This window comes from Noviherbaspirillum malthae, assembly GCF_015352985.1.
Classification (GTDB): domain Bacteria; phylum Pseudomonadota; class Gammaproteobacteria; order Burkholderiales; family Burkholderiaceae_D; genus Noviherbaspirillum; species Noviherbaspirillum malthae.
The window spans coordinates 69137-87874 of record NZ_JACYXF010000004.1; the positions used below are offsets into that span (position 1 = coordinate 69137).

Sequence of the window (18738 nt, forward strand, 5' to 3'; positions counted from 1 at the left end):
CCCCTTGAAAGGGGAGGAGTGTTCTTTATGTGTGCGGGCTGCTCCGAATCTGCAGCCGCAATATGAAGACCCTCACCAAACCCGCTCAATCCTGCAGCGCGTGCCACATCTCCTTGTCCCTCTCCGCAGTCCAGATCCGCGGATGCTTGATTCCGCTGGCCTCATCCACCGCCCGCGTCACGTCAAACGGCAAGCAGTGCTCATAGATGAACACATGCCCGAACTTCGGATCCATCCTGCTGCGCGCATGCGCCATCGCCGCCTTCAGGTCCTTGCCCTCGGCCACCGCTTCCTTCGCGCAGGCCAGCAGCGTGGTCACAAAGTCCTTCGTATAGTCGATGCCCTTGTTGACCTCTTCCAGATTCATCAGCGCCGGTCCGCGCCCCGGCACCAGCTTCTCGGCACCCATCGCACGCAAGGCTTCCAGCGTCTGCGGCCATTCCTCCAGTTGCGCGTCGCCGGTATAAGCGGCTGCCTCGTACTCGACCAGGTCGCCCGAGAAGCAGATCTTCTGCGACGGGATCCAGGCAATGGTGTCGCCCTTGGTGTGCCCCATGCCGATGTGCATGAGCCTGACTTCCAGCTTGCCCATGAAGATCGTCATTTCCTTCTCGAACACCATGGTCGGCCAGGACAGGCCGGGCACCGACTCCACGCCGGCGAACAGGCGGGGGAAGCGCTCGATCTCGGACTTCATGTCGTGCTCGCCGCGCTCGACGATCAGTTCATGGGTGCCGCGCGAGGCGATGATCTGCTCGGCGCCTTCCTTGAAGTAAGCCGAGGCGCCGAGCACGCGCACTGCATGGTAGTGCGACAGCACCACGTACTTGATGGGCAGGTCGGTGACTTCGCGAATGTGCTTGATGAGCGACTGCGCCATGATGGGCGTGGCGGTGGTGTCAATGACCATGACGCTGTCGTCGCCGATGATGACGCCGGAGTTGGGATCGCCCTCGGCGGTGTAGGCATAGGCGTTGTCGGACAGCTTGACGAAGCTGGTCTTCTTTTCTGCAACATCGGCCTGTGAAGCGAATTTCCTGGTCATAAGCTCATCCTCGAAAGTTGGTTTGCAGCAATGAATTTGCGTACCGAAAGCGAAAAGCATGGCTGCAACTGGATGAGATGCATTTTCTACCTTTACAAACGCATTTGATATCATCAAAATTGTTGATATTCCCAAACCGCCTTTTTCCTGTCCAGGTTCCGGGTACACCATGTGGCCGACATTGACAGGAAACAATGGAAGCATGCAGCGGAAAGGCACGTAATCATCATGTACGCCCCCACACAGCACGAATTCAGTGCCTTGCTCGAGATCGTCGGCAGGCTGAACCAGGCGGAGTCCTCACGCGGCTCCCGCGAGGATATTTCCACCGGCCTGCTTGACCTGATGCAGGCCGACCATCTCGCCTCCTATGTCTGGAACCGGGAAGCGGATGCTTTCGGAGACTGCGTGGCGCTCAACATTGCTGGATCCCACTTGCGGCGCTACGAGGAATATTTTCAATACCGCGATCCGATTTCGCCCGGCATGCGGCTGCGCACGCAGGCCACGCCGGTATCACAGGTGATCAGTCAACGGCAACTGGAGCGCACGGAATTCTTTAATGATTTCCTGATGGCGGCCGGCATGCACCATGGCCTGGACCTGCACCTCTTCGACGGCGGACGCCATGTCGGCGACCTGAGGATATGGCGCGGGCGCGGACGCCCGGAGTTCAGCACGAGGGAAGTGGCCCTGCTCGAGATGCTGAAACCGCACATGATCACTGCGCTGCGCAGGCAGTCCGAATTGAAGCAGGCGCGAACCGACATGAAATGCTGGCGCGAGCTATGGATGAACAACCCGCATCCTGGCTTCATCATCGATGGCTCAGGCTGTGAAATCGACCGCAACATCAGCGCGGCACGACTGGCGGACCAACTGGGTCCGGAGCAGAGCGCCGCCTTGTCCGCCCTGCTGCGCAAGCTCCCGCAGGAAGAGTCCATCGAGTCCTGGAATGAGTTCCGCATTGCTGTGGCGAAGACCGGCATGCTTCAAGGCGATCTTCATCTGGTACAGCTGGTTCCCGGCAAGCCGTCCCCGGCTACGCCATCGGCGGCGCAGCTAAGCGAACATTTCGGTCTCACCCGGCGCGAAGCCGATGTCTGCGCGCTGGTATTGCGAGGCTATACCGACAAGGAAATTGCAAGAGCGCTGTCTATTGCCTTTCCTACCGTGCGCACCCACATGACACGCAGCTTCTCGAAATTCGGCGTGACGAACCGATCCGAACTGATACATCGCATTGCGGTCGCGGCGCACTGAAGCGTTGTGCACTCGTGCTGACCGTTTGGCCCGGCGGGTCCAAACTTCGTTGCAGACCAGGCCTTGAATCATGTCGGTGCAGTTGCACTGTCAGGGAAAGCGCACATGCTCGGCGAGAAAATCAAGGAAGACCCGCACCCGGCCGGGCAGGTTTCCTCCGTGACCAAGGTAAACCGCATGCACTTCCTCGACATCGCCGGGGTTGTAGCGTTCGAGCACCGGCACCAGCCGGCCGGCCTTGATGTCGTCCATGAGCTGGAACTTCGCAAGCCGCACCAGGCCGAGTCCTTCCAGAGCCAGGCGATGCAGTGCCTGGCCGTTGCTCGCCCTTGCATTCCCGTTGGGCAGGAAGGAAACCGGCCCGTCCTTGCCGAGCAACGGCCATCCCGGACTGATGCGTGAGTAATTGAATCCGAGCCGGTTATGCGCCTCGAGGTCGGCTGGCTTGCGCGGCGTCCCGTGCCGTTCGAGATAAGATGGCGCGCCCACGATCATCATGCGGGTTTCGCCCAGCTTGCGCGCTACCAGTCGCGAATCCTTGAGCGGCCCCGCGCGCACGGCGACATCGGTGCGCTCGCCCAGCAGATCGATCACCTGGTCCTGCAGCACCAGCTCGAGCGTGATCCTGGGATACCGCTGCAGGAATTCGGGCACCAGCGGCAGCAGAAAATGTTCACCGAAGGGTACGTTGGCATTCACGCGGATGCGCCCTCTCGGTTCGGCGCTGGTGGACACGCAGCGTTCCGCATCGTCCAGCTGGGCCAGCACCTGCAGGCTGCGTTCATAGAAGGTCGTGCCTTCCGGCGTGAGCTGCAGCGCGCGCGTTGAACGGTTGAGAAGCCGGGTTCCCAGCCGCGATTCGAGGCGTGCGATCAGCTTGCTGACGGCGGAAGGCGTCATCTGGCATTCCCTGCCGACGGCCGTGAAGCTGCCCAGTTCCACTGCCCGCACGAAGATTTCCATTTCACCGAAGCGGTTGACGTCGAGTCTTGCCATGTTGAATTGATTTCACAAATGTTTTGCTTGCTGGAGTCTATTTCAACAATGAGATTTCGTTCAAGATGCCGCCTCATCGTTCATGGAGAATCCACATGCCTGTTGCATTGTTCGCGCTGACCGCCGGCGCTTTCGGAATCGGTGTGACCGAGTTCGTCATCATGGGGCTGCTGCTGGAAGTGAGCCAGGACCTGGGCGTGTCCGTGCCTGCCGCCGGACTGCTCATTTCCGGCTATGCGCTCGGCGTGGTGCTGGGCGCGCCGCTGCTCACACTGTCCACACGACGCTGGCCGAGAAAGACAGTGCTGATGAGCCTGATGGCGATCTTCACCATCGGCAATGCCGCCTGCGCGCTGGCCGACAGTTATGCCATGCTGATGGCGGCCCGCATCCTGACCGCCCTTGCCCACGGCACCTTCTTCGGCGTCGGATCGGTGGTGGCCACCACGCTTGTCCCGCCGGAGCGCAAGGCATCGGCCATTGCGGTCATGTTCACCGGGCTCACCGTCGCAAACATCCTCGGCGTGCCGGCAGGAACCTGGCTCGGGCAGGCCTACGGCTGGCGCGCAAGCTTCTGGGCGGTCACCGCGGTCGGGCTCCTTGCACTGGCAGTCCTCGGTGCATTCGTCGCACGAGACTCCGCTGCAGATACCGGCAGCAGCGTCATGGACGAGCTGCGCGCCCTGCGACGCAGGCCGGTGCTGCTGGGCCTGCTGACCACGGTCCTGGGTTTCGGCGGTGTTTTCACCGTGTTCACCTATATCGCACCGATCCTGACGCGCATTACCGGCTTTGCGGATTCGGCCGTCTCGCCCGTATTGCTGGTGTTCGGAGGCGGCCTCATCATCGGCAACCTGGTCGGCGGAAAGCTCGCGGACCGCCGGCTCGTTCCGACGGTCATCGGTACGCTCGTAGTTTTGGCCCTGGTCTTGCTGACGATGACATGGGCGCTGCCGCACAAGGCCTGGGCGGTTCTGCATGTCGCCCTGCTCGGCCTGACTGCATTTGCCACGGTTCCGCCGCTGCAGATGTGGGTGCTGCAGAAGGTGGACGGCGCCGGGGAGAGCCTGGCATCAAGCTTCAATATCGCGGCTTTCAATCTCGGCAATGCGCTCGGCGCGTGGCTCGGCGGCGTCGTGGTCGACCACGGCCCCGGATTGGCCTCGGTGACCTGGGCTGCGGCCATCCTGCCCGGCATTGCCGTCCTGGTCGCGCTGGCGAGCATCAGGCTCGAGGATGGCGGCAGGCGGTCGGAAAAGCGGCCCGCAAACTGTCCATCGAATGAATCGCTGACCGCTTGAGTTTCTGCCGGCAGTTAGGCACTCAGCGCAGCCGGGGATGCCCGGCAAGCCGCTCGTAGAGGAAATCGTTCATGGCCTTGAAGCGGGCGCTGGTACGCAGGTCGGGATGCATGAGTATCCAGACCTCGGTGTCAAGAGAAGAGATTCCCGGGCCGATGCGCTGCAGCGTCTTGTGCGGTTCTGCCAGCACGTCCAGCAACACGCCCAGCCCGGCACCGTGCAGCACGGCTTGCGCCATGCCGAACAGGCTGTTGACGCGGTAGACCACCCTGTCGGCGGGCACCTGCTGCTCCATCCAGTGCGCCTGGCTCAGATGCGCGAGGCTGTCGTCGAATCCTATCCAGGCATGCTCGCCAAGGCGATCGGCCCCCGGCGCCTCGCTCAGGTAGTCCGCCGATCCGTAGACCGATGAGCCAAGGCGGCCGGCACGCCGGCCCAGCAGGTGCTGCGGCGGCAGATTGCTCGGACGCACGGCGATGTCCGCCTCGCGCTTGCTCAGGCTGGAAAACGCGTTGTTGATGATGACCTGCAGTTCTATCCCTGGATGCAATGTCCGGAATTCCACGAACAGCGGCGTGAGAAGTCCGAAGGCCAGCGTATCGGTCGTCGTGATCCGGATGACGCCCGAGAGTTCGGTATCCCTGCCCGCAACATGCCGCTGCGCCGACTCGATCTGTTCATCCACATTGCCGAGCCGGTTGCGCAGTTCCTCGCCGGCTGCCGTCATGAAATAGCCGGAAGGCGTGCGTTCGAAGAGCCGCACGCCCAACTGCTGCTCCAGGCTGCCGAGCCGCCTGAGCACGGTGGAATGGTTGACGCCCAGCCGCCGCGCGGCTGCAGACAGGGAGCCCATTCGTTCCACTGCCAGAAAGTATCTCAGGTCATCCCAGTCTCGGTCCTGCATCTTTGCACAGGCGATATGCCTTGGTAGTGAATTGTTATGCGGCGAAGTATAGCCCAAAGTGCCATACCAACCGATAACGGTCTTTTTCCAAGGAGTTCATGTGCAAACATTGTTCATACTTGCTTCCCTGATCGGCGGCAGCGTGCTTGCCGTTCAGGCAGGTGCCAATGCCCAGTTGTCCAAGGCCATGGGAAGTCCATATTCCGCCACGGCGGTCCAATTAGCAGTGGGAGCGGGGCTGCTGCTGGCTGCCACCGCCGCGACCGGCTCCCTCGGCGCGCTCGGCAGGCTGGCCGACACACCGTGGTGGCATGCCGTCGGCGGCCTGGCCAGCGCACTGTACGTACTGGCGACCATCGTGCTGTTTCCACGCATCGGCGCGATGGTCGCCGTCGGGTTGCTCATCGCGGGGCAGATGCTGATGTCATTGGCGCTCGACACTTTCGGGCTGCTTGGCGTGCCGCCGCGGGAACCCGACCTCGGCGCCTTGCTCGGGGCGGCATGCGTACTCGCGGGCGTGGCAGCGATCATGGCCGGCCAGCAGGGCAAGGAAGCCTCACAGAAGGTGGCGGGCAGGCCGGGACTGTTCGCGTTCGCCATCGTTGCGGGCGCACTGCTGCCGGTGCAGGGCGCGATCAATGCCCTGCTGCGCAACGACCTGCAGGCCTCGTTCGCAGTGGGCTTTGTCAGCTTCGCCGTTGCCACGCTCGCCATGCTTGCCGTGATTGCGGTGCTGGCGATACGCGGAGCCCGGCCTGCCCCGACCGCGTTGAAAGCCGGCGGATTCAAGAGCCTGCCCTGGTGGGGATGGCTGGGCGGCGTTGCAGGCAGCGCCTATGTCACCGTGGTGTTCACTGCCATTCCCGAGATCGGCGCCTCCACCGTCATCGCTCTGACCATCGCCGGCCAGCAGGCGGCATCGATCGTGGTCGACCGTTTCGGCCTGCTGCGTTTCCCGAAACGCGAGATCAGCCGCATCAGGTTCTCCGGCGCGGCGGCCCTGCTCGCCGGCGTCGCATTGATCAAGCTTCTTTAACCGGATTCCGCCATGACACCGCTCCACCTTTACACCTATGCCACGCCGAACGGCCACAAGGCTTCCATCATGCTGGAAGAGACGGCTCTGCCTTACGAGGTCAGGCTTGTCGATATCGAGGCCGGCGAGCAGCATCAGCCCGGCTTTCTGAAGCTCAACCCCAACAACAAGATCCCCGTGCTCGTCGATCCCGACCGCCAGCGCACGGTCGCGGAATCGGGTGCCATTCTTTTCTACCTGGCCGAGCGTTCGGGCGTGCTGCTGCCGGCCGATGACATCGAGCGCAGCGACACCCTGTCCTGGGCATTGTTCCAAGCGGCTCATGTCGGACCGACGCTCGGACAGCTATGGCACTTCAAGCATTTTGCGCGGGAACGCCTGCCGGCCGCCATCGATCGTTTCGAAGCCGAAGCGCAGCGGGTATTCGGCGTGCTTGAGGCCAGGCTGTCGCAAGCGCCCTACATCGCGGGAAGCCGCTACGGCATTGCGGACATCATGACCTGGCCCTGGATCAGGGCGGGCATCGAGGAACTCGGCCTGCGTCTGGACAACCGCCCTCGCCTCGCGGACTGGCATGCCGCCGTTGCCCAGCGGCCTGCGGTGCAGCGTGGTGTACGCGTGCCGGCGATACGCGAGCATGCTGCATGAGGCAGACGGAATGGAGAACAACATGTCTTCCAATGCATCGGCGTGGATGCTGCTTGTCGTATCGGGCATCGCCGACGTGGTCTGGGCCATCTGCACCAAGTACTCGAACGGCTATACCCGCCACGGCTGGACGGCCGCCTCCATCACGGCTCTGATCGTCTTTCTCGCCTTGCTGACCCAGGCGCTCAAGACCTTGCCGCTGGGGACCGCCTACGCGGTGTGGACCGGCATCGGCGCAGTCGGTTCGGTGACTGCGGGCGTTGTCCTGTTCGGCGAATCGCTGAATCCGGCGCGCCTCGCGGCCACCTTCGCCATCATCGGCGGCGTGATTGCATTGAAGCTGCTGCCGGGAAGTGCCTGAGAAGTGCCTTACATCTGGCATCCGGCTGCGGAAGCGCATCGTCTACCGGGACGACGGCGCCGGAAGCTCCTGGTCCAATGCATCCAGTATCCGATACGCCGCCTTGATGCGGACCGCGTTCGGATAGTTCCTGTTGGCCAGCATGACAATGCCGATTCCCTTTGCAGGAACAAAGGCGACATAGGCGCCGAAGCCGTTGGTCGAACCGGTCTTGTTGAACAGGACATCGCCTCTCGGGACTGCAGGGGGAGCGAGCCGGGTCACCGGATTCGCCTTGAGCACCACATCGGGAGAGCTGTTTTCAATCAGCGTATCGAGGGATACCGGATAGGCATACCATTCCCAGCCGAGCGCCTGCGCCATGCTTCCCATGCGAAAGTAGCCGGCATGGGTGGTGGCGATCGCCTGCGCCATCTTTTGTTCAAGCCGGGAGCTGTCCATGTTGGCTTCGACGAAGCCGAGCATGTCGGCGGCGCTGGACTTGACGCCATAGGCTTCCGCATCGAGCGGCCCGGGGTTGACCCTGACCGGCGTGTCGTCCCTGGCGTAGCCCCATGCGTATTGGCCCATCTTCCGTTCCGGTACCCGGATATGGGTGTTGTCGAGTCCGAGCCTGGGGAACAGCACGGTTTGCAATAGTTCGGCATACGGCCTGTTCATGCTGCGCGCGGCGAGGTAACCGAAGAGGCCGATGCTCGGATTCGAATACAGGCGATGCGTGCCGGCCGCATGGTCCGGCTTCCAGTTTCCATAGTAAGCCGCGATCTCTTCCTGCCTGGCAACCTCGTCCGGGAACTGCAGCGGCAGCCCGCCTGCGGTATAGGTTCCCAGTTCCAGCAGGCTGACCTTGTCGAGCGCGCTGCCGCGAAGCGCCGGCCAGTACTTGCCGGCGGGATCGTTCAGCGAGAGAGTCCCTGACGCCTCTCCATAGGCTGCGAGCGTCGCGGTGAAGGTCTTGCTCACCGAGCCGATCTCGAAGAGCGTATCCTGCGACACCTTTTGCCCGCTCTGGCGGGATGCAACGCCGTAGTTGTAGAAATATCGGCGTCCGTTGAAAGTCACGGCGACCGCCATGCCTGGAATGCGGTATTCCCGGCGCAGCGGCTCGATGGCAGCGTCCACCGTATTGCGCAGCCTGTCTGCCGTTGCATCCTCGCCCGCGGCATGCGCGCAGGCCGGCATGCAAAAGCAGGCAACGGAGAGCGCGAGCGTCCCGAATGATGCAATAGTGTTCGAGTGGAAATGCATTGTTCCCCTTTTTAACTGGCGAGCCATCAAGGCCGCCGGACATTGTAAAGCCCGGCAGCACTTGCCTTGCCTGACGACTGGAGCCGGTATCGTAAGAAGCGTGCCGGCGTTAATGCAACTGCAGCCGCATTAACGCCGGCAACTGCCGTAACGGCTGTAACATGCCAGCCCGCAAGCATGGCAAACACGGCAAAATGGAGCGCCCACGCCTTCAAGCAGATCGATGAACACCACGACCCTGATCGAGTTGACCGCACCGCAAGCCGTCAACGGCCGGCGCGCCGCCTACCAGTCGCTGTGGCTGCTGGTGCGCCTGTACCATGCGGCCCGTTACGAGGCGGCGACGGAGGTCGTCAGGCTGGCCGAACTGCGGCAGCAGTTCACCGATGCGCGTAGCCTGCGCATGTTCATCAGCCGCGCCTTCCGCGATTTTTCGCGCTGGGGCATCCAGGTGGGCTGGGGAGAAGACGCGGACAGCGACCCGCGATTTCTGAATCCGGACCGGCGCAGCCAGGGGCCGTTCTGGCTGCCGCCTGCGGAAGCGGACAAGATCGCCTGCGTGGTGGACGGCGCCGCCGCAACGCGCGAGGACCTGCTGCGGTTCCTGAACATCCGGAGCAAGCCGGTGCCGGCAGAAGCGGCGGGGATGCCGATGCCGGCCGATTTCTGGATGCGCTATGCGCTGGCCCAGCAGAATCTGAGGCAGGGGCAGCTGCTCGCAACGATGGCCGAGCACGCCGGCGCCGACCGCAATCCCGGCGCGCTGGCCGGCTTCAAGGACGCGGCGCGGATGGCGGTCAGCCGCTCCCAGCATGCGCTGGCGGCGCTGGGCGAAGCCCAGGTCTGGCGGCGGCTGGACGACCTGGAAGCGGCGCGCAAGACCCTGTCCCGGCTGCGCCGCCTGCTCAAGGAAGCCGGGCCCGACGAGGGCGGCTATCTGGATGCCATGGAGCAGATACTGACCGCATGGTGCGCCTACAGCCAGCGCGACGTGGCGCTGACCGAAGCGCTGCTGGCCGCAATGCGCGACATCGAGCCGCGCGCCAGCGTGGTCCGTTATCATCCGCGCATTCGCTTCGAATGGCACAACCTCATGGCGCTGGTGCGGCGCGCCCATGCGCTCAACGACCGGAATTCCCCCGTGCGCCAGCAGGCAGCCTCCGAATCGATGGCGCATTTTGCCTCGGCGCTCGACGCCGCGTTCGAGATCGGTTCCTTCGACGCCGCCCAGCAGGTGGCCGCGAATGTCGGCATGGCGACCTGGCTCTTTGCCAGCGAGGGCCTGGTGCCGGGTACCGATGCCATGGGCGCGCGGCCCGAGGCACTGCGCTGGCTGCTGCTCAGCGAATGGCTGTCGCAGCGTTCGGGGACGTCGGGCCAGTCGGCCTGGAACGCGATCTACCTGATGCGCATCGCGCGCGGCCATTGCGACGCCGGCGAACGTCCGTCGCTGCCCGCATTCCGCGCGCAGCAACCCTTGCAGCCGGCGGATATGGCCGGTTATCTCGATGCGTCGGCGGATTTCAGGATCGGCATGCCGCCGGTTTCCGACTGGCTGTCGCTTGCCGACCGCCTGCTGTCGGCACAGCAGCAAGGCGACAGCCGCTACAGCCTGCTGCAGCGATGCGGATGCCGGCTGGAACATGCATGGTATGCGACCCATGCCGGCGAGCTTGGGCCGGCGTCGCGCTCGCTTGCCACGCTCGCGGCGGAGATCGCCGGCCTGCCGCCGAGCGACAAGGCGTTCTTCCAAGGCATGCTGCGGCGCTTTCCGGCGGAAGTGTCTTAAAGCATGCTTTAAGAACCTGTTCGGTATTTTTTTGGCATGGGCGTTCGGGCGAGAAGGGATGCAGTGCTAGGCGCGGTGCGCCGCACAGGGTGGTTCCCTGTGCAAGCAGCGCAACGCCGCAATGCGCCCTTCCCGCCCGAACCCTTCGGGCAGTCCCGCAAACCGGTCGCCTGCGGTGTTGCGGCTCCTTGCCGTAGCCCCGCTACGACGCGTCGCCGCGCCTAGCATTCGACCGGTTTGCGGGACTGCGACCATGCCAAAAAGATACCGAACAAATGGTATGAACGCCGCCTTCTTGAGTAGGCGCAAGGAGATGTAGGGACTCCTGCGCCGACGGCATCATTGTGCCAAAGTGGAAGAGCTGACCAACCACCGAAATGGCGAGGAGTCCAACATGAATACTACGACCATTGGTATCGATTTGGCAAAGAATGTATTCGCAGTCCATGGTGTGGACGAACGAGGGAAACCTGTATTGCGCAAGACGTTACGTCGAGAACAGATAGTGCCTTTCTTCGCTCGTCTGCAACCGTGCGTGGTGGCCATGGAAGCCTGTGGCACTGCGCACTACTGGGCGCGCAAGCTGGAGTCGCTTGGGCATAGCGTCAGGTTAATGGCTCCCCAGTTTGTCAAGCCTTATGTCAAGGGCAACAAACATGATGCAGCCGATGCAGAAGCTATTTGCGAGGCGGCAAGCCGGCCCAGTATGCGCTTCGTCCCGGTAAAGATGCCCCAGGCGCAAGCTACCTTGGCCTTGCACCGGGTGCGAGACGGCTTCATCAAAGCCAGAACCGCACAGGCCAATCAGCTACGAGGCTTGCTAGCCGAATTCGGCCTTGTCATTCCGCTTGGCATGGTCAAGCTGATCACACAAGTCAAAGGCATTATTGCAGATGAAGCCAATGAGCTGCCGGCTCTCATGCGAGCGCTCGCCCAGCGCTTACTTTCCCACTTACTGGAATTGGACCGCCAAGTTAAAGAGATCGATCGCCAAGTCCAGCAGCTATGCCGGCAATCGAGCATATGTGGTCGGCTGGAACAGATTCCGGGCATTGGCCCCGTCACCGCCACGGCATTGGAAGCCACTGTGGCCGACAACATGAAGACCTTTAAAAATGGCCGTCAGTTTGCGGCATTCCTTGGCCTGGTACCAAAGCAGCATTCAAGCGGTGGCAAAGAACGGCTCCAAGGGATAAGCAAGCGTGGCGATAGCTATTTGCGACGCCTGCTGGTCCATGGTGCTCGCGCGGTATTGCACCATACGACCAATAAACCGGAACGAAGTGACAGTTGGCTGGCGCGTCTGGCAGCAAGGCGCAATACGAATATCGCGTGTGTGGCACAGGCCAATAAGACCGCCCGCATCGTGTGGGCCATGTTGGTACACGAGCGAGAGTTCCGGGACGGGTTCTCTGCCAACAGAGAACCCGTCCCGGCTTGAAGAAAGCACTTTAGGAGCACAGCACGTCAACAGGTTGCGTAGGTAAGAGACAAGTGATGGCAAACAGGTAGGACCGGGATGACATCAACCCGATTAGAACCGTGAGCATTAAGCTCGGCGAACAAATGGGGACGTCGTCAGCGAATTCCATAATGGCCAGTGGCGAAGCCACAACGACAGGCCGAATGTAAGTTCGCAATCTCATTCCTGTCTACATCATGTGTTTCTATACTTGGCAAATGGCGGCGTTCATGTAAGGTTCTAAGACCGATCACTTGCGTTCCGCCATGTTCGGCACGGCGGAACGTTCGCCCAGCTCCGAAAGAATCCAGTCCCGCAAGACCATCACCGCAGCCTGCCCGCTCCTGCGCGAGCTGTAGACGAGGTCGTACCGGAAACTCTCCAGCGACATGCCGAAGGGCTGGATCAGCACGCCGGAAGCAAGCTCATCCGCCACCAGCGTCAGGCTCAGCAGCCCCACGCCCTGCCCGGCAAGCGTCGCCTGTACCGCATGGATTTCATCGGTGAACGACAGCCCGGCTTCCGCATCGATTCCTGTCATGCCTGCATTCGCCAGCCAGTGCCGCCATACCGGTGCGCGCTCGTCATCGCGCATGGCGGCTCCCCATTCGAAATGGATGAGCGTTGCATGGCGCAAGTCGTCAATCGTCGCAATCCCCAGGCCCGGACTGCAGACCGGGGCGAACTGATCCCGGAACAGGGGAACGACGGTCATGCCCGGATACTCCCCGCGGCCATAGCGGATGGCCAGGTCGGCTTCGACGTCCAGATCGACCGTCTTGTTGGACGCATCCAGCCTTAATGTCCAGTCCGGGTAAGCCTGACGGAAGGAGCCCGCGAGCGGCGCCAGCCGCCGCGCAACGAAAGCGACGGTCGAGGACAGGATGGCGGTCTTGCTGCCCTGCGGGCGGCGCACGGCATCGACTGCGCGTTCGAAGGCGTCGAGTCCGTCGCGCAAGGGTGGAAACAGCTGGTGGCCGGCTGCCGTGAGTCTGACAGTCCGCGTGCCGCGTTCGAACAGCCTGGTGCCCAGGGTTTCCTCGAGATAGCGGATCTGGTGGCTGACGGCGGTCGGCGTCACGTTCAGTTCATCTGCCGCCGCCTTGAAGCTGAGCCGGCGCGCGGCGGCTTCGAATGCCCTCAAGGCACCCAATTGCGGAAGTTTTCTCATGTTTCCTTATGGCTGAATTGCATTCATCCATGCGCTGAAAAATCGCCATTTGTCGACGCTTCACTCCTCCTCGATACTGCCTCCAGGCGAAAGGGCCGCGTTTTTCGAATGATTTTAACTTATCCATTGAAAGGATTTTCCATGAACATCCAGCAGGTACGTACCGAGCCGGACCCGTATGCTCCCTACCTCCTCTCGCAAGCAATCCGGACAGGAAACCTCCTCTTCATTTCCGGCCAGGCCGGCTATGGGGATGACGGCTTAATCGTCGGCAACGACGATTTCGATATGCAGGCCGATCAAGCCTTCCGCAATTTGCAGCGGGCCCTGGTTGCCGGTGGCTCAAGCCTCGGCAAGGTGATCAAGGTGACGATATTCCTGACCTCGATGAAGCACTTCGGCAAGATTGTCGAAGTGCGGCGCAAGTGGTTCAGCCAGCCCTACCCCGCGGACACCATCGTGGAGGTATCGGCCCTGTACACGCCCGAAGCCATGATAGAGATCGAGGCCATTGCGATGGCCGAGGGAGAATCGATATGAGCGGGCGCATGAATGCGGATTCAGTGGCCGGCGACGTTGCGGCGCTGTTTGCGCCATGGAAGCAACATCGCATCGATGTGAACAACCGGTTGGTCGTTGCCCCGATGACGCGCGTCAGCGCAACGGCCGAAGGCTTGCCGACGGAAGCGATGCGGCGCTATTACGAACGCTTTGCGCGCGGCGGCTTCGGACTCGTCATCACCGAAGGAATTTATTCCGACTGCGCTTACTCGCAAGGCTACCTCTTCCAGCCCGGGCTCAGCGACCGCGACCATGCCCGGGCCTGGAGAGGAATAGTCGATGCGGTCCACGCCGCTGGCGGAAAGATGTTCGCGCAGCTGATGCATGCAGGCGCGCTGGCCCAAGGCAACCGCTTCCGGACGGAGACGCTGGCGCCGTCGGCAATCCAGCCGGCAGGATCGCAGATGCGCGTCTACCGCGGCGCCGGAGCCTACCGAACCCCGAGGGCAATGTCGGATGCCGATATTGCCGACGCCATCGACGGCTTTGCTCGCGCCGCCGCGCTTGCTATCGATGTCGCCGGCTTCGACGGAATCGAGATCCACGGCGCCAACGGCTACCTGCTCGATCAGTTCCTGACCGACTACTCGAACCGCAGGAGCGATGGCTGGGGCGGGGCCATCGAACGCCGCATCCGCTTCGCCGCCGAAGTGGCGCGGGCAGTCCGCAGGTCGGCCGGCACAGGCAAGCCTGTCGGCATGCGCATCTCGCAAGCCAAGGTAAACAACTTCGGTCACAAGTGGCCGGAGGCCGAAGCCGGCGCCGCCGCGGTCTTCGGCGCGCTGGCGGACACCGGTCTCGACTATATCCACGTGACCGAGTTCGAAGCATGGCAGCCGGCATTCGGCGCGGCGGGTCCAAGCCTCGTCAGCCTTGCGCGCAGATATGCGCCCTCGCTTACCATCATGGCAAACGGCAGCCTCGATGATCCGGCGCGTGCAGGCCAGATGCTGCAGCATGATGCCGACCTGATCGCGCTGGGCAGAGGCGCTCTGGCCAATCCGGACTGGCCGCGGCTTGTTGCTGACGGGCGGCATCCGAGGGCTTTCAACCAGTCGCTGCTGTCGCCGCTGGGGGATATCAAGCCCTGCGAGATGCAAGACTGATCGGGACATGCGTTCCCTGATTGATCCCGAAGCCGGATGCATCGGTTGCACAGACAACCTCAATAACTCCTTTCGCCGCGTATCGGATCGCGCACAGTGGCATCGAGATCGATGGCCATTCCTTGCGTATCAATCACCAGTTCGTTCGCTTCCACGGAAAGCGATTGGGAAGCGCCAGTATCTGCAATGCTCGTCTGTGCCTGGCCCGTACCCGAAAAAAGCAGCGCGCAGGCAATAAGAAGTCTTGATGCATTCATCATCACATTTTCATTAAGGATTAAGGACACTGCGCTTGATGCAGTGAGGATTAGAAAACCGGCCCGGGCATCCAAAATATAATGCGGGAGCACGTGATAAACAAACGATTAAATCTTGGAGCAGAGTTTAGAAAAACTGATGCCGGTCACCGTGCAAGGCAGGCAGGTTCGACGAAATGCGGGGCGGGATTTTTTGAATGGCGGGCACGGCGGAAACGGAGCCCGGGATGCCAGATCCGGGAACGGCAGAAAGCTGCCTGCAATGCGCGCCGCATCGCAAGCAGCAATGAGAACGGCCTGTCAGTCGATCTGCAGGGACTTCGCCAGCCTCATATCCTCGATCGCGCGGCGGGCCGAGATGCGCTTGTCGAGCGCATTGCGATAGGCCTTGGGGGTCATCGGCGGCTGGCGCATCACCTCTTTCAGGCTGGCTCGCTGCTCCACTTCAGGATAACTTTTACGGTTCATGGCTTACCTCGCTGCGACAAATACATGCTCCATGTTCTCGCAAACAATGTGCCAGTCATCGAACTAGATCAAATGCGCGACAAATAAAGGCAGGTCCGCCCCATCTTGGTGATCCGCTCCCGAATTGGTGCAATTCTGCAATGGAAACGGCTCACATCCCAGGCGAGGGCGATGTCTTGCAGGTAAGTCCCCGAATGAGCACCCGCAATTGCTCCGCCGCTTGTGCCTTTCCCAATTCCAGGCGCCAGCGGGTGAAATCGACATAGGCGGAAGCCTGAAGCAGCTCGACGGCCTTTTCGACGCCGGCATAACTGCCTTCGTGCAGCACGCCGCCGAAGACCTTCATGCAGATGACCGGCAGGTCCCTTGTCGCGCGATTGTCCTTCACACGCCGAAGCAGTTCGAACATCCTGCTTTCATCGAAATTCGTACCGCAGATGATGGCATCGATGTCTTCATCGAGCTTGCCCAGCGCATCGTCGACGGTATGGCAGAAGACCAGGGAAAACTCGTCGCCGAGCACATTGCTCAATCTCGTTACTGCTTTGGGCCGGATGGCAAGCAGCAGTTTTGGCTTCGTCTTATCCATCATTCCTGCCTCGCATGCCATGTCGCACTGCCTGAAATAAGCCAGAGCAACCATCAGATACGGAGCGCCCCTGTCAAACCCGTTGCAAAGTTTATACCCGTCAATTTCGGGAAGAAAAACTGGCGTTTCGAGCTTGGTGGTTCTGATGATTGCATAAAAAAGGAAGTGCGAGAAACACTATCAAAGCGGTGTAGCGAACCTCCTTGCGCCGAAAGCTGCTCCTGCCTGCCCGGAAAGAAAACTTGAACGCTTAATGCTTTCAATTCAATTCATGTCAATCAGCTTGGCCTTGCCGAATCGGAACCATCATTTTCCGCATATTAAAGACGAAATAGGTTCGTTGCCTTATCAATTTCGCACTTGTAACCTGCTTAAGTTCATTAAATTAATCCGGGAGAGTCCAATGAAATTGATTAAAGCCCTGCTGCTGAGCAGCAGTCTGCTGCTTGGAGTTGCACACGCCGCGCCGAGCGAGTTCCTGGTCAGTACCGATTGGCTGGAAAAGAATATCAATGATCCGAAGCTGCGGCTGATCGAAGTCAGCGTCAATCCCGGGCAGTTCGAGCGCGGGCATATCCCGGGCGCGGTCAACTTCGAATGGCATACCCACCTGGTCGACACGGTCAAGCGCGACATCGTCAGCCAGCAGAACTTCGAAAAGCTGCTGCGCAATGCAGGCGTCAACAGCGACAGCACCATCGTCCTCTACGGCGATACCAACAACTGGTTCGCCGCTTGGGGCGCCTGGGTCTTCGATATCTACGGCATCAAGAACGTAAAGCTGCTCGACGGCGGCCGCAAGAAATGGGAAACCGAGAATCGTCCGCTGGTCGCCGTCGCCAAGGTGCCCGCACCCGGCACCATCAAGGTCGGCGCGGCCAACAACGCCTTGCGCGCCCGCCTGCCCGATGTCGTGTCCGCTGCGGAAAAGAAAGGAAACGTCGCGCTGGTGGACATCCGTTCCCCTGATGAATTCAGCGGCAAGGTCTTCGCGCCGGCCGGCGTGCAGGAGCTATCCATCCGTGCGGGCCACGTACCCGGCGCGGTGAACGTGCCGTGGAGCCAGGCAGTGGCCGCCGACGGTACCTTCAAGCCGGTGGAAGAACTGAAGAAGATCTACGCCGCCGCCGGCATCGATGGCAGCAAGCCCGTCATCACCTACTGCCGCATCGGCGAGCGCTCCAGCCATACCTGGTTCGCGCTGAAAAAGCTGCTCGGCTACGACGTGCGCAACTATGACGGTTCCTGGACCGAATACGGCAACGCCGTCGGGGTCCCGGTCGCCAACCTCACCGGCACCGTCTGGGGCGGCAAGTAAATGGCTGCACTGGCGTTGCCGCCGCTCGGGCGGATTGCGGTTTCTGCCTCGACGCTGGCGGCGGCAGTGCTGTTTTCCCGTTATCTGGGGAACCTTTCCGAAGGCGGCCGGGACCTGATGCTGTCGGCGCTGTTCGGGCTGGTGTTTGGCATTTTCCTCCAGCGTTCGCGCTTCTGCTTCTATTGTGTCTCCAGGGATTTTCTCGAGCGCCGTGATGCGCGGGGCCTGCTCGGCATCCTCGCAGCGCTCGCGGTCGGCATTGCGGGATACACCCTGGTGTTCGGGGCATTCCTGGCGGTGCCGTCATCGGGCCGCCTGCCGCCGCAGGCCCATATCGGGCCGGTGAGCTGGGTTCTTGCCGCAGGCGCGTTTGCCTTCGGCATTGGCATGGCCTTGTCGGGCTCCTGCATCAGCGCACACCTGTACCGGCTGGGAGAAGGCGCGGTCGTCTCGCTGTTCGCACTGCTCGGCGCCCTGTTCGGATTTGCGCTCGGATTCGCCAGCTGGAATCGCCTGTATCTGTCCGCGGTTCAGGAAGCGCCGGTGATCTGGCTGCCGCACCATCTGGGCTATGCCGGGTCGCTGGCCTTGCAGCTTGCCCTGCTCGCGCTGGCTGCAACCGGCCTATGGCTGCGGCATGAAGCACGCAGTCCCGATGCCGCGCCGGAAAAAACCGGCGCCGGTCCGTGGGAGCGGCGCTGGCCCGCCTATGCGGGCGGCCTGCTGATCGGCTTCCTCGGCGTGCTTTCCTACTTCCGTCTAGGACCGCTGGGCGTGACTGCGGAGCTCGGCAGCATTGCCCGTACGGCCGCCGATACGACAGGATGGCTGCCGCAGCGGCTCGAAGGGCTGGACAGCTTCGCCGGCTGCGCGACGACGATCAAGCAGACGCTCTGGTCCAACAATGGCGTATTTATCATTGCATTGATAGCCGGCTCTCTTTCGGCAGCCGTATCGTCCGGCGACTACCGCTTGAAACTTCCCCGCCTTCCTGAAATCGGCCGCTCTCTTTTCGGAGGCATGCTGATGGGCTGGGGAGCAATGGTCGCACTCGGCTGCACGGTCGGCACTCTGCTTTCGGGCATCATGGCCGGTGCGGCATCGGGATGGATATTTGCGCTCGTCCTGTTCGGCGGACTCTGGCTGGGTTGGAAGATTCGCCGCAAGCTGCAATGGTGATCCGGCGACAGCGGCCTGATCTGCGCAGCGGCACTC

At 61.8% G+C, this 18738-nt stretch carries 19 protein-coding genes; 11 read left to right on the forward strand and 8 right to left on the reverse strand.

All coding sequences use genetic code 11. The features are described from left to right. Positions 1–85: 85 nt before the first annotated feature. Positions 86–1045, reverse strand: a complete 960-nt coding sequence (locus IGW03_RS08370) for an MBL fold metallo-hydrolase (protein ID WP_194722092.1) — start codon at positions 1043–1045, stop codon at positions 86–88. Positions 1046–1273: 228 nt separating this feature from the next. Between IGW03_RS08370 and IGW03_RS08375 the strand changes: the two genes are divergently transcribed. After that, on the forward strand, positions 1274–2308 hold the full coding sequence (locus IGW03_RS08375; protein ID WP_228535235.1) for a response regulator transcription factor: 1035 nt from the start codon (positions 1274–1276) through the stop codon (positions 2306–2308). 90 nt (positions 2309–2398) lie between these two features. Here IGW03_RS08375 and IGW03_RS08380 read toward each other — a convergent pair whose 3' ends face one another. Further along, positions 2399–3304 carry a LysR family transcriptional regulator gene (locus IGW03_RS08380; RefSeq protein ID WP_194722093.1) on the reverse strand — a complete coding sequence of 302 codons (906 nt, stop codon included), beginning with the start codon at positions 3302–3304 and terminating at the stop codon, positions 2399–2401. A gap of 95 nt (positions 3305–3399) precedes the next feature. Here IGW03_RS08380 and IGW03_RS08385 point away from each other — a divergent pair, with 95 nt between their 5' ends. After that, positions 3400–4605 (forward strand): MFS transporter, encoded by a 1206-nt coding sequence (locus IGW03_RS08385; protein WP_194722094.1) that lies wholly within the window; start codon positions 3400–3402, stop codon positions 4603–4605. Between the two features lie 22 nt (positions 4606–4627). On the opposite strand, the gene IGW03_RS08390 is transcribed toward IGW03_RS08385, so the two are convergent. Then, positions 4628–5509 (reverse strand): LysR family transcriptional regulator, encoded by an 882-nt coding sequence (locus IGW03_RS08390; RefSeq protein ID WP_194722095.1) that lies wholly within the window; start codon positions 5507–5509, stop codon positions 4628–4630. 100 nt (positions 5510–5609) lie between these two features. Here IGW03_RS08390 and IGW03_RS08395 point away from each other — a divergent pair, with 100 nt between their 5' ends. Genes IGW03_RS08395 through IGW03_RS08405 form a run of 3 tightly spaced genes read left to right on the forward strand, consistent with a single transcriptional unit; the run spans position 5610 to position 7554 of the window. Then, complete coding sequence (locus IGW03_RS08395; RefSeq protein WP_323744944.1) at positions 5610–6545, forward strand: DMT family transporter; 936 nt, start codon at positions 5610–5612, stop codon at positions 6543–6545. Positions 6546–6557: 12 nt separating this feature from the next. Continuing rightward, the gene (locus IGW03_RS08400; RefSeq protein WP_194722096.1) at positions 6558–7193 is read left to right on the forward strand and encodes a glutathione S-transferase family protein; all 636 of its coding nucleotides are present in this window, start codon (positions 6558–6560) and stop codon (positions 7191–7193) included. A 22-nt stretch (positions 7194–7215) separates the two neighbouring features. Then, entirely contained in the window at positions 7216–7554 is a 339-nt protein-coding gene (locus tag IGW03_RS08405) for a DMT family transporter (RefSeq protein ID WP_228535237.1), read from the forward strand. Between the two features lie 42 nt (positions 7555–7596). Here the strand turns inward: IGW03_RS08405 and ampC are convergent, their stop codons facing one another. Continuing rightward, positions 7597–8736 carry a class C beta-lactamase gene (gene ampC / locus IGW03_RS08410; RefSeq protein ID WP_194722328.1) on the reverse strand — a complete coding sequence of 380 codons (1140 nt, stop codon included), beginning with the start codon at positions 8734–8736 and terminating at the stop codon, positions 7597–7599. A gap of 289 nt (positions 8737–9025) precedes the next feature. Here ampC and IGW03_RS08415 point away from each other — a divergent pair, with 289 nt between their 5' ends. Together IGW03_RS08415 and IGW03_RS08420 are read left to right on the forward strand one after the other, a co-directional pair. Next, on the forward strand, positions 9026–10591 hold the full coding sequence (locus IGW03_RS08415; RefSeq protein ID WP_194722098.1) for a hypothetical protein: 1566 nt from the start codon (positions 9026–9028) through the stop codon (positions 10589–10591). Between the two features lie 394 nt (positions 10592–10985). Further along, the gene (locus IGW03_RS08420) at positions 10986–12032 is read left to right on the forward strand and encodes an IS110 family RNA-guided transposase (protein ID WP_194722099.1); all 1047 of its coding nucleotides are present in this window, start codon (positions 10986–10988) and stop codon (positions 12030–12032) included. 271 nt (positions 12033–12303) lie between these two features. Here IGW03_RS08420 and IGW03_RS08425 read toward each other — a convergent pair whose 3' ends face one another. After that, positions 12304–13224 carry a LysR substrate-binding domain-containing protein gene (locus IGW03_RS08425; protein ID WP_194722100.1) on the reverse strand — a complete coding sequence of 307 codons (921 nt, stop codon included), beginning with the start codon at positions 13222–13224 and terminating at the stop codon, positions 12304–12306. 141 nt (positions 13225–13365) lie between these two features. Here IGW03_RS08425 and IGW03_RS08430 point away from each other — a divergent pair, with 141 nt between their 5' ends. Continuing rightward, positions 13366–13764: a RidA family protein gene (locus IGW03_RS08430; RefSeq protein WP_194722101.1), complete on the forward strand. Its 399-nt coding sequence runs from the start codon at positions 13366–13368 to the stop codon at positions 13762–13764. A gap of 8 nt (positions 13765–13772) precedes the next feature. Further along, positions 13773–14891, forward strand: coding sequence for an oxidoreductase (locus tag IGW03_RS08435; RefSeq protein WP_194722102.1), 1119 nt, complete (start codon positions 13773–13775; stop codon positions 14889–14891). Positions 14892–14950: 59 nt separating this feature from the next. Here IGW03_RS08435 and IGW03_RS08440 read toward each other — a convergent pair whose 3' ends face one another. The 3 genes from IGW03_RS08440 to IGW03_RS08450 all read right to left on the reverse strand — a co-directional run bounded on the left by IGW03_RS08440 (position 14951) and on the right by IGW03_RS08450 (position 16208). Further along, positions 14951–15151, reverse strand: a complete 201-nt coding sequence (locus tag IGW03_RS08440; RefSeq protein ID WP_194722103.1) for a hypothetical protein — start codon at positions 15149–15151, stop codon at positions 14951–14953. A gap of 297 nt (positions 15152–15448) precedes the next feature. Next, positions 15449–15616 carry a hypothetical protein gene (locus IGW03_RS08445; protein WP_194722104.1) on the reverse strand — a complete coding sequence of 56 codons (168 nt, stop codon included), beginning with the start codon at positions 15614–15616 and terminating at the stop codon, positions 15449–15451. Between the two features lie 151 nt (positions 15617–15767). Continuing rightward, positions 15768–16208 carry a response regulator gene (locus tag IGW03_RS08450; protein ID WP_194722105.1) on the reverse strand — a complete coding sequence of 147 codons (441 nt, stop codon included), beginning with the start codon at positions 16206–16208 and terminating at the stop codon, positions 15768–15770. Between the two features lie 400 nt (positions 16209–16608). Here IGW03_RS08450 and IGW03_RS08455 point away from each other — a divergent pair, with 400 nt between their 5' ends. Both IGW03_RS08455 and IGW03_RS08460 read left to right on the forward strand, forming a co-directional pair. Further along, the gene (locus tag IGW03_RS08455) at positions 16609–17523 is read left to right on the forward strand and encodes a sulfurtransferase (protein ID WP_194722106.1); all 915 of its coding nucleotides are present in this window, start codon (positions 16609–16611) and stop codon (positions 17521–17523) included. Further along, positions 17524–18702, forward strand: a complete 1179-nt coding sequence (locus tag IGW03_RS08460; protein ID WP_194722107.1) for a YeeE/YedE family protein — start codon at positions 17524–17526, stop codon at positions 18700–18702. The last annotated feature ends 36 nt before the right edge of the window (positions 18703–18738 follow it).